This is a genomic window from Amycolatopsis sp. 195334CR (assembly GCF_017309385.1).
Classification (GTDB): domain Bacteria; phylum Actinomycetota; class Actinomycetes; order Mycobacteriales; family Pseudonocardiaceae; genus Amycolatopsis.
In genome coordinates, this window is sequence record NZ_JAFJMJ010000002.1 from 1512033 (window position 1) to 1525250 (window position 13218).

The following is a 13218-nucleotide window of genomic DNA, read 5'->3' on the forward strand; positions in this document are numbered from 1 at the left end:
GGCATGATCCCGGTGCTGGGCGAACCACGGAGCTCCGTCCCGATCATGTACGGCGCCCCGGCGCCACCCGGTCCGCTGCTGCCGTGGTCCTGGGCGCACCGCAGGCTGGCCGAGGCCCGCGACTACTGGATCGCCACCACCCGCCCCGGCGGCAGGCCGCACTGCCGCCCGGTGTGGGGTGTGTGGCTGGACACCGGCTTCTGGTTCAGCACCGGCTCGCTGGCCGTCGGCAACCTCTCGTCGAACGACCAGATCACCGTGCACCTCGAAGACGGCCAGGAAGTGGTGATCGTCGAGGGCACCGCCAGGATGGGCCACGATCGCGAGAGCCTGCGCCCGCTGTGCGAGGCCTACGGTCCCAAGTACGACTACCCGATCTCACCCTGCGACGACGGCACCGTGGTGGACGCCTCGGGCCTCGGCGGCCCGGCCTTCCACGTGGTGCCCGAGGTGGTCTTCGGCTGGGGCCGGGACATGGCTTCCCCGACCCGCTGGCGGTTCTGAGCTTCACCGCTCCAGCGCCGCCGCGGCGGTTCTGAGCCTCACCGCTCCAGCGCCGCCGCGGCAGTGCCGACCTCACCGCTCCAATGCGGCCGCGGCGGCGGAGGCGACCACCTCGGCCGCCGCCGCCAGTGCCGGTGAGTCCAGTTTCCACTGCTGCCAGAACAACGGCACGTCGATCGCGTGCTCCGGGGCGAGGTCGACCAGGGTGCCGTCGCGCAGGAACGGTTCGGCCTGCGCCACCGGCACCATGCCCCAGCCCAGCCCGGCGGCGACCGCCCGGACGAAGGCCTCCGACGAGGGCACGTAGTGCCGCCCGCCACCGGCGCCCCGGCCGCGGGTGAGCTTGCGGGTGAGCCGGTCCTGCAGGTCGTCGCGGCGGTCGAACAGCACCACCGGCGCCTCCGGCAGCGACTGCCGCAACGGCCTGCCGTCACCGAGCCAGCGCGCGGCGAACGCCGGGTGCGCCATCGGCAGGTACCGCATCTTGCCCAGCGCGCGCACCGAGCACCCGGCCACCGGATCCGGCGAGGAGGTCACCGCGGCCATCACCACGCCCTCCCGCAGCAGCGCGGTGGTGTGGTCCTGGTCCTCGCGGTGCAGTTCGAAGAAGACACCGGGCACCTCGGCCAGCGCGGGCAGGAACCAGGTGGCCAGCGAGTCGGCGTTGACCGCGATGGACAGCCGCGCCTGCGTGCCGGTGTCCATGCCCAGTTCGGTGCGCGCGTCGAGTTCCAGCCGGGCCAACTGCCGGGCGAACCGGACCACCACCTCGCCGGATTCGGTGGGCCGCACCGGTTTCGTGCGCAGCAGCAGCACCCGGCCGGTGCGCTGTTCGAGCGCCTTGACCCGCTGGCTGATCGCCGACGGCGTCACGTGCAGCGCGGCCGCCGCCGCGTCGAAGGTGCCCTCGTCGACCACGGCGAGCAGGGTGCGGACCTGGTCCAGCGGGAGCTCGGTCATCATCACGAGCGCTAATGTTACGTAAGAATCTTGAGCTGTACTGTTGACGGGCCCGAGCTTAGGTTCGAGCCATGGGTGACCTCCTGCTCGCCGCGGCCGCCGGTTTCGGCACCGGCCTCTCGCTGATCGTCGCCATCGGCGCGCAGAACGCCTTCGTGCTGCGCCAGGGCATCCGGCGGGACGGGGTGCTCGCGGTGGTGGCGATCTGCGCGATCTCCGACGCGGTGCTGATCGCGCTCGGCGTCGGCGGGGTCGGCGCGGTGGTCACCGCCTGGCCCGGCGCGGTCACCGCGGTCGGCCTGATCGGCGGTGTTTTCCTGCTGTGCTACGGGGTTCTGGCCGCGCGCCGGGTGTTCCGCCCGGCCGCCATGCAGGTCGACCTCGCGCGCCCGGGCTCGCCTCGGCGCGCCGTGCTCACCTGCCTGGCGATGACCTGGCTCAACCCGCACGTCTACCTGGACACGGTGCTGCTGGTGGGGTCACTGGCCGCCGCGCGGGGCGACCTGCGCTGGGCGTTCGGCCTCGGCGCGGTGCTGGCGAGCCTGTGCTGGTTCACCGCGCTCGGGTTCGGCGCGCGCCTGCTCACCGGCTTCTTCGCACGCCCGTCCTCGTGGCGGCTGCTGGACGGACTCGTCGCGGCGACCATGGTCACCTTCGGCGTGCTGCTGGTGAGCGGAGCCTGAATTCGTCCGTGCACCACTGGTTCGAGCGCGAACGGCCGGGGTGACTACGGTTGGCGGTGCCCACCGTCGACCGTCACCCCGAGAGGACACCCATCGTGGCCGAGACCGACCGCCTGATCGCGGAGCGCTACCGGCTGCTGGAGCGGATCGGCGCCGGCGCGATGGGCGTGGTCTGGAAGGCCGAGGACCAGCGGCTGGACCGCGTGGTGGCGCTCAAGGAACTCATCCTGCCGCACGCGATGGACGATCCCGGTGCCGCCGACCTGATCGCCGACGCCAGCGCGCGGGCCATGCGCGAGGGCCGGATCGCCGCCCGGCTGACCCATCCGAGCGCGATCACCGTGTTCGACGTGGTCACCGACAACGACCGCCCGGTGCTGGTGATGGAGTACCTGCCCTCGACCAGCCTGGCCGAGGTGCTGGGCAGACGCGAGCGGCTCGGCGCCGAGGAGGTGGCGGCGATCGGTGCGCAGATCGCCGCGGCGCTGGCCGCCGCCCACGAATCCGAGATCGTGCACCGCGACGTCAAGCCGGCCAACGTGCTGATGTCCGACGACGGGGTCGCCAAGCTCAGCGACTTCGGCATCTCACGGGCCGCCGGGGACGGCACGCTCACCGCGACCGGCGTGGTCGCCGGGACCCCCGCCTACTTCGCGCCCGAGGTGGCGCGCGGGGAGGACGCCGACTCGCGGTCCGACGTGTTCTCCCTCGGCGCCACGATGTACCACGCGGTCGAGGGCGCACCGCCGTTCGGCGTCGGGGACAACCAGATCGCCCTGCTCTACCGCGTCGCCACCGGGGAGTTCCCGCCGCCCGCGCACGCCGGTCCGCTGCACGGCCTGCTGTTGCGCATGCTCGACACCGATCCGGCCGCACGCCCGGCGATGAGCGCGGTGGCCGCCGAACTCGCGTTGATCACCGAGGCGAAGACGGTTCAGATCGCGCCCGCGGTGCCCGAGGGCGGCAACCGCCGGTTCCGGCTGATCCTGGTCCTCTGCGTGGTGGTGCTGCTGGTGGCCGGTGGGGTGGTCGCGGTGGTGCTGATGAACCGCGGTGAGCAGACCCCGGAGGTCCCGCCGGTCGCGCAGAGCACTTCGCAGCCCGCGCCCCCGCCGCCTCCGCCCCCCGCGCCGGAGTCGTCGGCGAGCCCGCCGTCCAGTTCCGCGCCACCGTCGTCGTCGCCGGCCCCGCCGCCGCCGGACCCGGGACAGGCGGTCAGCGACTACTACGCGCTGCTGCCGGGAAACCTCGAAACCGCCTACGGCCTGCTCTCCGACCGGATGAAGCAGGACCGCGCGCCGAGTTTCGGCAGTTACTCCGCGTTCTGGGGCCAGATGAGCTCGGTGCAGGTCTCGGACATCAGCGTCAGCGGGACCACGGTCACCGCGAGCATCGTCTACACCCGTTCCGGCGGGGGTACCGAACGCGAGCGGCACACCTACACCCTGGTGCAGAGTGGCGGCAAATGGCTGATCGACAGCCAGCGCTAGGACCCCTGGCCGCACCGGCAAACGGGTGTTCCTCACCGGTACGCGTCACGGATGCGTGAAAGTCGCGGGCCAGCGCCGGTGTGCCGTCGTATGATTACCTACGGTGAGGGGGAATGCGGGCACCAGCGAAGCAGCCGGGCACGCAGGGGAGCCGTGGCGGATCAGCATCCAGGATCCGTCGGGGGAGACCCTGGGGGCCGGTATTTTCCTGGGCGAGCACATCGCGCTCACCTGCGCCCACGTGGTTTCCGGGGATCCCCAAGCCGATCCGGCGGAGCTGCGCGTGCTCGCCCGGTTCGTCGGCTTGCCCGACCGGCCCGCGGTTCCGGCGTCCGTGGTGCCCGGCGCGTGGGTTCCGCCGGAGGAGGACGGCACCGGTGACGTCGCGCTGCTGCGGCTGACCGAGTCACCGCCGGTGCCGGGCGCGCCGCTCTGCTACACCGACGCCGTGCGCGATCGCGTCGTGCACACCTACGGTTTCCCGCACCCGCACGAGAACGGCGTCTGGGTCAACGGCGCCGAACTCGCCGGCCCGTCGGGGCAGTGGGTGCAGCTGAACTCCCCGGTGCCCGGCGAGCGCGTGCGTGCCGGGTTCAGCGGTGCCGGGGTGATCGACAAGGCCACCGGCGCGGTGATCGGCATGGTGGTCACCGAGTACACCGACCAGCGCACCGGGCTCGCCTACATGATCCCGATCCGGGTGCTGGCCGGGTACGTGCCCGCGCTCGACGGTTTCGTCACCGGGGAACTGCCCGGTTCCACCGGCACCATCACCATCCTGATCGGCGACCGGCGGGCCGCGCTCGACAGCGGGTTCTCCGAGGTGGCGGGCAAGGAGCAGGCGGGAAGGCTGTTCACCGTGGACGCCACCGGCAAGAGCCCGGGCGAGGTGTCCTCCCGGATCGCCGAGGAACGCGGGCACTCGCCGGAACCGGCCACCGTGGCGCTGGCCGGGGTGGACGGGTCGAGCCAGCCCGAGCAGCTGCTGCACGAGGTGGTGCGGCCGCTGCTCAAGGTCGGCGCGAAGGTGATCGTGCAGTTCAGCGCGGACAACGCGCCCGGGGTGCGGCTGGCCAGGGACTGGCAGCGCGACGAGAACACCGCCCGGCTGGACCGGCTGCGGGTGCTGGCCGCCGCGTTCGAGTCCGAAGAGGACAGTGTGCGGCGGCAGGCGCGGCGGCTGGGGGAGCGGATCCAGCCGTTGCCGGAGTTCGCCCAGCGCGGCGCCGAACTCGCCTTCCTGCTCGGCGCCGCGGACGCGGCCGAGCCCGCGCGGATGAACCGGCGCCTGGTGTCGCTGGAGAAGTGGGTGCGCCGCCAGCGCGACCGGCTGGCCGCCTACAAGCACGAACTGGCCGCCAAGGACGAGGAGTACGAGGAACTGCGTGGGCAGCTGAGCGCCTACAACGCGATGGCCGTGCGCCACGGGCTGATGGAGGACGAGGAACTGGCCGAGGCCTACCTGCCCGCGAAGGCGGCGCTGACCGCGCGGCCCTGCGTGCTGCCGGAAGCGGCCCCGCTGGTGCACTCCTACGCCACCGCGGTCCGGCGGAAACTGGCGCGCCGATGAGCGAAGGCGTGCTGACCTGCCACGGGAAACCGGTGGGGCCGGGCGGGTTCTGCGACGAATGCGGCCGCCGCCGGGTCGTGCCCGTGCCCGCGGCGGTGCCGATGCCGCCGCCGAGCGCACGGCGTGGCACCGACAGCGAACTGACCGGCGACAACGAGTTCCAGTCACTGCCGGTGGTCGAGGTCCCCGATCCGGCGACGCTGGTGCTGGCCGAGCCGGAGTACCCGGTGGAGCACCAGGTCTGCGGGAAGTGCGGTGGCCCGGTCGGGCGCCCGTACCGCGACCAGCCCGCGCTGCGGCACGGGTTCTGCGAGCAGGACGGCGAGCCGTTCGACTTCCGGCCGAAGCTGGCCGCGGGCGAGCGCGTCGGCGGGCAGTACGACGTGCTCGGCTGCCTCGCGCACGGCGGGCTCGGCTGGGTGTACCTGGCCACCGACAGCCACCTGCCGGACAAGTACGTGGTGCTCAAGGGCGTGCTCGACCGGCACAACGCCAGGGCGCGCCAGCTCGCGCAGGTCGAACGCGACGTGCTGACCCAGCTCGACCACCCGAACATCGTGCGGATCGTGGACTTCGTCGAGCACGGCTCCGACGACTACCTGGTGATGGACTACGTCGGCGGGCTGTCCCTGCGCGCGGTGCTGGAGCAGCCGGACCTGCTGCGGGTGGAGCACGTGATCACCTACGGCCGCGCGATCCTCGCCGCGCTGGACTACCTCCACGGCGAGGGCCTGCTCTACGTGGACATGACGCCGAACAACGTGATCCACGGCCACAAGCGCGTCAAGGTGATCGATCTCGGGGCCACCAGGGCGATCGGCGACCGCGAGAGCGTCGCGGTGCTGACCACCGGCTACCGGATCGGCGACCGGGAGCGCCACGAGCACGGGCTGACCGTGCGGTCCGACGTCTACTCGGTGGGCCGCACCCTGGAAGCCCTGCTGGACGCCACGCCGGGGGCCGCGGACAGCCCCGGCATCGAGTCGCTGCGGCTGGTCCTTTCGCGCGCGACCGCCTCGTACGAGCGCCGGTTCACCAGTGCCGCCGAGATGTCCGAGCAACTGGACGGGGTCCGGCGGGAGGTGCTGCACCAGCGGCCGCGGCGGTCGGCGCGGTTCGAGAGCACGCCCGAACTGCTCGACGCCGGGCTCGGCGCGGTGCCGGGACTGGCTTACTGGACCGAGCCGCAGCCCGACGTGCTCGACACCGGGCGCCCGGAGCCGGCGGAGGCGGCGTCGTGGTTCCCGGTGCCACTGCCGGTCACCGGTGAGGACGCCGTGGAAACCGAGCTGACCAGGGCTCGCGCGCGGATCGATTTGGGGGACCCGCGGGCCGCCGAGCGCGCCATCGGCCTGGCCGAGGAACTGCTGGGGGCCGCTGCCACGCACGACTGGCGGATCGCCTGGCACCGCGGGCTGCTGTGCCTCGCCGACGGTGCGGCCGAGCGGGCGGACCGGAAGTTCGGCGAGGTGCTCCAGGCGTGGCCCGCCGAGGACGCGCCGAAGCTCGCCGTCGCCTACTGCGCCGAAGTGCGCGGGGACAACGACCGGGCGCAGCAGTTGTACCAGTCCGTGTGGTCGCGTGACGACAGCCAGGTCAGCGCGGCGTTCGGCCTGGCGCGGTGCCTGCTTCGCCGTGGTGACAAGGAAAACGCGGTCGCCGCACTCGACGGGGTGCCGGGCGTTTCGCGGCACTACGACGCCGCGCGCGTGGCCGCCGTGCGCATCCGCGTCGCCGCGCCGGTCAGTCAGGGCGATCTGGCGGACGTGGTGCGGCGGCTGCCGGAACTGTTCCTGGACGGCGAATCCGCGGAACTGCTGAAGACCTTCGTCCGCCAGGCCGCGCTGGACCACGCCGGGGCGGGCGGCTGGAACGGGGACGAGCTGTTCGGCGACCCGGTCACCGAGCACGGGCTGCGGTTGCGGCTGGAGGGCTCGTTCCGGCGCATCGCCCGGCTCGCCAGTGATGAAACCCGGTACGGGCTGCTGGTGGACCGGGCCAACGACGTCCGCCCGATGACGCTGAGGTGAGGCCGTGACCAGAGACGGGAACACTGGGGAGGGGCCGGGGTTCGAACTGGAACTCGGGCAGAACAAGTACCTGTCGCCGTCGGACCGGACCATGCACGTGATCCTCACCGTGCGGGCGGTCGGCGCGCACCCGCCCGCCGAGGCGGCCGAGGTGCTGCTGGTGGACTGCTCGGCGTCGATGGACTGGCCGCCGACGAAGATCGCCGCCGCGCGCCAGGCCACCGCGGTCGCCATCGACACGCTGCGCGACGGCGTGCACTTCGGCGTGGTCCGCGGCACCGGGCGCGCGGAGCTGGTGTACCCGGCGAGTGGGCTGGTGCGGGCGACCGCGGAGACCAGGGCCGAGGCGAAGGCCAAGACGCGCGACCTGATCGCGGGCGGTGGTACCGCGATGAGCACCTGGCTCAGCCTGGCGGCGAGTCTGTTCGCACCGCACGAAAACGTGGTGCGCCACGCGATCCTGCTCACCGACGGGAAGAACGAGTCGGAGTCGCCGGAGAAGCTCGGCCGGGTGCTGGAGGAGTGCACCGGCCGGTTCGACTGCGACGCGCGCGGCATCGGGGACGACTGGCAGCCCGCCGAACTGGAGCGGATCTGCGGGGCGCTGCACGGGCAGGCCGACGCGGTGCTGGCCGACGCCGAGCTCGCCGCCGACTTCGGGCGCCTGATCGAGTCGGCGATGGGCCGGGTGATCCCGGAGCTGCGGCTGGGCATCCGGACCATGCCGTTTTCCGCGCTGCGCTTCGCCAAGCAGGTCTATCCGTCCAAAGTGGATATGACGGAGCAGGTGCGGCCGACCGGGGAGCGGACCTTCGAACTGCCGACCGGTGGCTGGGCGGTGGAGCACCGCGAGTACCACCTGTGCTTCGAGGTGGACCCGGACGCGCTGGTGCCGGGTGAGGACGTGCAGCTCGGCCGGATCGAACCGGTCGGCAGCCCGGTGAGCTGCGTGGTGGTCGGCCACCTCACCGAGGACCTGGCGCTGTCCAGCCGGGTGGACGAGCAGGTCGGCAGGCACACCGAACAGGCCGAACTGCGCGCGATCGTCCAGGCGGGCTGGAAGTCCTACGACCAGCAGGCGACCGAGGAGGCGGTCCGGCGCTGGGGCGAGGCGCTGCGGCTGGCCGTGAAGCTGGGCGACGACAACCTGGTCACCCGCCTGCGGCGCCTGATCGAAGAGGACGGCGGCGGCTTCCGGCTGCGGGAGGGCCTGCGGCCACGGGACATCAAGTCGGCGGTCATCGGCTCGGGGCTGTCGATGGATTCGGCGATACCCCGGGCCGACGCCGGGCAGTCCGAACCGGCTGGTGAGGACGTGTGGTGCCGGGGGTGCCGCCGGATCCTGCCGTCGACCGCGAAGGTGTGCGGAAGCTGCGGCACCGCGGTGGCGCCGCGATGACCACGGCGGGCCAGGGCGTCGGAAGCGCGGTGGGCTCGCCGGGCCGGAGTGGCGGTGGCAGGGTGAGCACGGCGGGCCGGGGCGTCGGAAGCGCGGTGGGCTCGCCGGGCCGGAGTGGCGGTGGCGGGGTGAGCACGGCGGGCCGGGGCGGCGGTAGCGGTGGTGGTGGCGGGGTGAGCAAACCACGCGGCGGTGGCTGGGTGAGCGCACTGCGCCGCGGTGGCGGGGCGATGATCACGGCAGGCCGGGGCAGTGGGGTGAGTACGTTGCGCCGCTTGCAGCGGCTGCGGTTGGGGCTGGTCGCCGCCACCGGGGTGGCGACGCTGGCGGCGCTGCTCACCTTCGCCGGCATCCAGGCCGCGGTGGCCGGGGTGCGAGACGGCACGGCACCCGCCGTGCTGGGGGTGCTCGCCGCGCAGGATGCGCTGGTCAAGGCCGACAACGCGCTGGTGACCGGCTTCGACACCGGACAGGTCGAGCTGACCGGCCCCGGCGAACGCCACCAGAGCGAACTGGTCATCGCCCGCCAGAGCCTCACCCAGGTCGCCGAGAACAACGCCGCCGGTGTCGAGGGCAGCCGCGCGCTGCAGGTGGTGGACGGGCTGCTGGCCGGCTACGCGAACTTCGTCGGCCAGGCCGACGCGCACTACCGCCACCAGGACGGCCGCATGGTCGGCGCGGCCGACCTCTGGTACGCCTCACGCCTGATGCACGCACCGGACAACGGCATCCTCGCCCGGCTCGACGCGCTCGCCGACCTCCAGCACGACGCCCTCCGCGAGCGCCTCTCCGGTGGCTGGCTGGCCGGGGCGGTGGCCGGATTGTGGCTGCTGCCCGCCCTGCTGCTGCTCGGCCTGCTCGGCTACACCCAATACCGGTTGCGCCGGAAGTTCCGGCGGCGGTGGAACTTCTGGCTGCTCGGCGCGACCACCCTGCTGCTCGGCCTGATCCTGACCACCTCGTTCGCCTTCGGCTCGGTGTCCGGTGCCCGTGACGCGAGCGCCACCGTCGACACCGCGGTGGCGCAGTGGCGCTCCGGCTCCGCCGCCGAAGCCGCCGCCGGGCGGCCGAAGCTGGTGGAACTGCTGCGCGAGACCTGCGCGGGCAGCTGCGGCGAGGTGGTCGGCGAACTCGCCGCCGGGCTGCCCGCCGGGGGCGCGGCCCCACCGGCCACCGCCGGTGACCCGGCCGACGACGGCCGCCGGATCGACGGGCAGCTGGCCGCGGCCGACCTGCCCGCCTACAGCGAGTTCCTGATCGCCGCGCTCGGGCTGGCGATCGCCGGACTGGTGGTGGCCGGTTTCCACCGCCGCGTCGACGAATACCGGTTCAGGTCCACATGAGACGTTCACTGACCGCGCTGCTCGGCGTGCTGCTGCTCGGGCTGAGCGCGTGCTCGGCCGCCGCCGGCACCAGAACCCTCACCGTGCTCGCTTCGTGGGAGGGCGCCGAGCAGGAAGCCTTCGAAGCGGTGCTCGCGGAGTTCGAGCAGGAGAGCGGGATCGAGGTCGACTACCGCGGCACCCGGTCGGTCAGCCAGGTCCTGCGCTCCGACGTGCAGAAGGGCCGCCCGCCGGACATCGCGGTGCTGCCGAACCCCGGCGAGCTGGCGCGCTACGTCGACAGCGGCGACCTGCGCCCCCTCGGCCAGGAGTTCGGCGAACAACTCGGCGCGCAGTGGCTGCCCCTGCACCGGCTCGGCACCCCAGCGCACTACACGGTCGTGGTGAAGGCCGACCTGAAGAGCCTGATCTGGTACCGCCCCGGCACCTTGCCCGGCCCGCCACCGCGCACCTGGGCGGAGCTGGTCGCGCTCAGCGGGGACCTGACCGCCCGGGGACAGGTCCCGTGGTGCCTCGGCATGGAATCGCAGAGCACCTCGGGCTGGCCGGGCACCGACTGGATCGAGGACATCCTGCTGCGGCGCTCCGGCCCCGAGGTCTACCAGCGGTTCGCCGCGGGGGAACTGCCGTGGACCTCGGCCGAGGTCCGCCAGGCGTGGCAGGACTGGGGACAGCTCGTCGCCCAGCCGGGCGCGGTGCGCGGCGGCACGAACGGCGCGCTGCTGCTGCCGTTCGGCGACGCGGCCAAGCCGATGTTCGCCACCCCGCCGGGCTGCGCGCTCGACCACTTCGCCTCGTCCAGGATCAGCGGTTACCAGCAGTACGAGGCGAAACCGACGGTGGCGGACTTCGACTTCTTCCCGTTCCCGGTGGTCAGCGCGACCGCGGAACCGGCGGCCGAACCCGCCGGGGTTTCGGCGGACCTGGCCGGTATGTTCGTCGAGTCGGAGGAGGCCAAGGCGCTGATGCGGTACCTCGCCGCCGAACGCGGCCAGGCGGTGTGGCCGTCCCGCACGGCCGGTGCCACCTTCTCGATCAACCGGAACCTGCTCGACCAGGGCGTCTACCGCGACCCGCTGAGCAGGCGGGTGGCCCAGCGGCTGACCTCGGGGCCGTGGTGCTTCGACGCGTCGGACATGATGCCCGCGACGATGAGCGACGCCTTCCAGCGGGCCGTGCTCGACTACCTCGGCAATCCCGGTGCGCTGGACGGCCTGCTCGAAGCACTCGAACAGGTACGGCTCGGCGTGCCCGCCGACGAACGGCTCAACCTGCCCTGCGGACGATAGGAGGAAAGGCACCCGTGACGGAGTTCGTGCGGTTCCCGCTCGATGACGGTGGTTCGGTACTGGTCGAAGTGGAGGTCCCGCATTCGGTCGAACGCGCCGGGCGCCCGAAGAACATGCTGCGCGAGGCGGGCGTGTCCTTCGAGCGCGCGCTGGACGAGGTGCGGGGCGCGGCGGGGGCCGCGCTGGAGAAGTTCCGCTCGATGGGGCCGGACGAGGTGGAGCTGAAGTTCGGCGTGAAGCTGGACGCGCAGGCGGGCGCGGTGATCGCGAAAACCGGGCTGCAGGGCCAGTTCGAGGTCAAGCTGAAGTGGCTGCGCGACCCCGCCGCGGTGGTGCCGCCGGAAGAGGTCGTCGAGGACGCGCCCGCGGCGAAATCCTCACAGGACGAGGGAGAGTAACCGGAAGCTCAGCCCCTTGCCGTGCGTGTCCAGCGCGAGCGAGGTGGTGACCCCGCCGTCGAGCGCCTGGCGGCAGCGGAACTGCAGCGCGCACAGGTTCGGCAGCACGTACCGCACCACCTCACCGCGCAGCTGACCGGACAGGTGCGCGCGCACGCGCTCGGCGGTCACCTCGCGGACGAGCAGCGGGAAGTCCTCGTCGCGGTAGGGGAACAGCGACAGGATCGAGGTGTCGCCCTTGTCCCCGGCGCGGCAGTGCGCGATGTCGTGCAGGATCATCGCACCGGTCCGAAGGTGGTGACCGCCGGTTCGGCGATCTCGCGGTCGAGGAGCGCGGACACGATGCCGATGACCTCCGTGGTGCTCGTGCGGACCCCGCCGCCACCGGCGGGTCCGTTGGTGTACAGGGCTTCCACCTCGTGGCAGACCACCTCGGCCGCCTCGCGGTCCCGGGTCAGCGCGGCCACCCGCAACCGGCTTTCGCTGTCCGATGTGGACAGCTGGATCCGGGGTGGGTCCGGCAGCCGCCGGGTGACGATCTCCCCGGCCAGCCGGGCGCGTTCCCGGGAGTTCGGGCCCTCGTAGGAGATTTCGGCTTCCGCGCGGAACCCGGCCCGGTAGCCGACGCTCACCTTCAGCCGGGACGGCCGCGCCCGGCCGATCGCCCCGGTCACCGCGACCCGGTCGGGGCCGGTCTCGCGCACGGTCACCGCACGCAGGTCCAGTTCCACGTCCGGGGTGAGGTACGCGGTGGGATCGCTGATCTCGTACAGCAGTTGCTCGCGCACGGTGGCCCGCGAGACGAGCCCGCCGGTACCGTCCGGTTTGCCGAAGACCGCCGCACCACCGGCATCGACGTCGGCGAACGGGAAACCGAGGTCGGCGAGTCCGGGCACCTCCTTGCGCCCGGGGTCGGCGAAGTAGCCGCCGGTGAGCTGGCCCGCGCATTCGAGCAGGTGGCCGATCAGCGTGCCCGCCGCCGCCCGCGGCGGATCGGCCAGGTCCCAGCCGAGCCGGTCGGCGAGCGGGGCGAGGAACAGCGACGGGTCGGCCACCCGGCCGGTGAGCACCACGTCCGCGCCGAGCGCGGGCAGGATCGCGTCCGCGCCGAGATAGGCGTTGGCGGAGACCAGTTCGCCGTGGTCGGCCAGCGGCACGCCGTCTTCGAGCGCCGGGGTGCGGGGGTCGATCCGGTCGAGCACGTCGTCGCCGGTGACCACCGCGACGCTGCGGTCGAGGCCGAGTTCGCCGAGCAGGGCCGCGGTCGCGCGCCCGGCGGCGAGCGGGTTGGCCGCGCCCATGTTGCTGAGCACGCGCACCCCGTGCTCGGCGGCGAGCGGGAGCAGGCGCCGGAAGCGCGCGAGCAACCGCGGGTCGTACCCGGCTTCGGGATCGGCCAGCTTGCGCTGCTGGCCGAGCGCGATCGTGCGCTCGGCCAGGCACTCCAGCACCAGGTCGGCCAGCCCGGCCCGGCGCACCAGCACCTCGGCCGGTTCGAAGCGGTCGCCGGCGAATCCCGCGCCACTGCCGATTCGTGTCGTTCGCATGCTCG

12 protein-coding genes are annotated in these 13218 nt (G+C 73.0%); 9 read left to right on the forward strand and 3 right to left on the reverse strand.

Annotated elements, in window-relative coordinates; genetic code table 11:
- Nucleotides 1-3: 3 nt before the first annotated feature.
- Nucleotides 4-504 carry a pyridoxamine 5'-phosphate oxidase family protein gene (locus JYK18_RS30095; RefSeq protein WP_206806811.1) on the forward strand — a complete coding sequence of 167 codons (501 nt, stop codon included), beginning with the start codon at nt 4-6 and terminating at the stop codon, nt 502-504.
- Between the two features lie 72 nt (nt 505-576).
- On the opposite strand, the gene JYK18_RS30100 is transcribed toward JYK18_RS30095, so the two are convergent.
- Nucleotides 577-1467: a LysR family transcriptional regulator ArgP gene (locus tag JYK18_RS30100; RefSeq protein WP_206808205.1), complete on the reverse strand. Its 891-nt coding sequence runs from the start codon at nt 1465-1467 to the stop codon at nt 577-579.
- A gap of 68 nt (nt 1468-1535) precedes the next feature.
- Here JYK18_RS30100 and JYK18_RS30105 point away from each other — a divergent pair, with 68 nt between their 5' ends.
- From JYK18_RS30105 to JYK18_RS30140, 8 genes are all read left to right on the forward strand, one after another.
- Nucleotides 1536-2147: a LysE/ArgO family amino acid transporter gene (locus JYK18_RS30105; RefSeq protein WP_206806812.1), complete on the forward strand. Its 612-nt coding sequence runs from the start codon at nt 1536-1538 to the stop codon at nt 2145-2147.
- Between the two features lie 95 nt (nt 2148-2242).
- Nucleotides 2243-3637 (forward strand): serine/threonine-protein kinase, encoded by a 1395-nt coding sequence (locus JYK18_RS30110; RefSeq protein ID WP_206806813.1) that lies wholly within the window; start codon nt 2243-2245, stop codon nt 3635-3637.
- Nucleotides 3638-3740: 103 nt separating this feature from the next.
- The gene (locus JYK18_RS30115) at nt 3741-5207 is read left to right on the forward strand and encodes a serine protease (protein WP_206806814.1); all 1467 of its coding nucleotides are present in this window, start codon (nt 3741-3743) and stop codon (nt 5205-5207) included.
- The gene (locus JYK18_RS30120; RefSeq protein WP_206806815.1) at nt 5204-7237 is read left to right on the forward strand and encodes a serine/threonine-protein kinase; all 2034 of its coding nucleotides are present in this window, start codon (nt 5204-5206) and stop codon (nt 7235-7237) included. Before JYK18_RS30115 ends, JYK18_RS30120 begins: the two co-directional genes overlap by 4 nt.
- A gap of 4 nt (nt 7238-7241) precedes the next feature.
- Nucleotides 7242-8636, forward strand: a complete 1395-nt coding sequence (locus JYK18_RS30125) for a VWA domain-containing protein (RefSeq protein WP_206806816.1) — start codon at nt 7242-7244, stop codon at nt 8634-8636.
- A 173-nt stretch (nt 8637-8809) separates the two neighbouring features.
- Nucleotides 8810-9979 (forward strand): hypothetical protein, encoded by a 1170-nt coding sequence (locus tag JYK18_RS30130; RefSeq protein ID WP_206806817.1) that lies wholly within the window; start codon nt 8810-8812, stop codon nt 9977-9979.
- Entirely contained in the window at nt 9976-11268 is a 1293-nt protein-coding gene (locus JYK18_RS30135) for an ABC transporter substrate-binding protein (protein ID WP_206806818.1), read from the forward strand. The genes JYK18_RS30130 and JYK18_RS30135 overlap by 4 nt, the downstream gene beginning before the upstream one ends.
- 14 nt (nt 11269-11282) lie before the next feature.
- Nucleotides 11283-11666: a CU044_2847 family protein gene (locus JYK18_RS30140; RefSeq protein ID WP_206806819.1), complete on the forward strand. Its 384-nt coding sequence runs from the start codon at nt 11283-11285 to the stop codon at nt 11664-11666.
- On the opposite strand, the gene JYK18_RS30145 is transcribed toward JYK18_RS30140, so the two are convergent.
- Together JYK18_RS30145 and JYK18_RS30150 are read right to left on the reverse strand one after the other, a co-directional pair.
- Nucleotides 11646-11945 carry a hypothetical protein gene (locus tag JYK18_RS30145; protein WP_206806820.1) on the reverse strand — a complete coding sequence of 100 codons (300 nt, stop codon included), beginning with the start codon at nt 11943-11945 and terminating at the stop codon, nt 11646-11648. The two genes, JYK18_RS30140 and JYK18_RS30145, sit on opposite strands and share 21 nt — an antisense overlap.
- Complete coding sequence (locus JYK18_RS30150) at nt 11942-13213, reverse strand: acyclic terpene utilization AtuA family protein (RefSeq protein WP_206806821.1); 1272 nt, start codon at nt 13211-13213, stop codon at nt 11942-11944. The genes JYK18_RS30145 and JYK18_RS30150 overlap by 4 nt, the downstream gene beginning before the upstream one ends.
- Nucleotides 13214-13218: the final 5 nt, after the last annotated feature.

Coding starts and splice junctions, on each gene's coding strand:
- JYK18_RS30095 (WP_206806811.1), top strand. CDS start 4: ATGATCCCGGTGCTGGGCGAACCACGGAGCTCCGTCCCGATCATGTAC.
- JYK18_RS30100 (WP_206808205.1), bottom strand. CDS start 1,467: ATGATGACCGAGCTCCCGCTGGACCAGGTCCGCACCCTGCTCGCCGTG.
- JYK18_RS30105 (WP_206806812.1), top strand. CDS start 1,536: ATGGGTGACCTCCTGCTCGCCGCGGCCGCCGGTTTCGGCACCGGCCTC.
- JYK18_RS30120 (WP_206806815.1), top strand. CDS start 5,204: ATGAGCGAAGGCGTGCTGACCTGCCACGGGAAACCGGTGGGGCCGGGC.
- JYK18_RS30135 (WP_206806818.1), top strand. CDS start 9,976: ATGAGACGTTCACTGACCGCGCTGCTCGGCGTGCTGCTGCTCGGGCTG.
- JYK18_RS30145 (WP_206806820.1), bottom strand. CDS start 11,945: ATGATCCTGCACGACATCGCGCACTGCCGCGCCGGGGACAAGGGCGAC.
- JYK18_RS30150 (WP_206806821.1), bottom strand. CDS start 13,213: ATGCGAACGACACGAATCGGCAGTGGCGCGGGATTCGCCGGCGACCGC.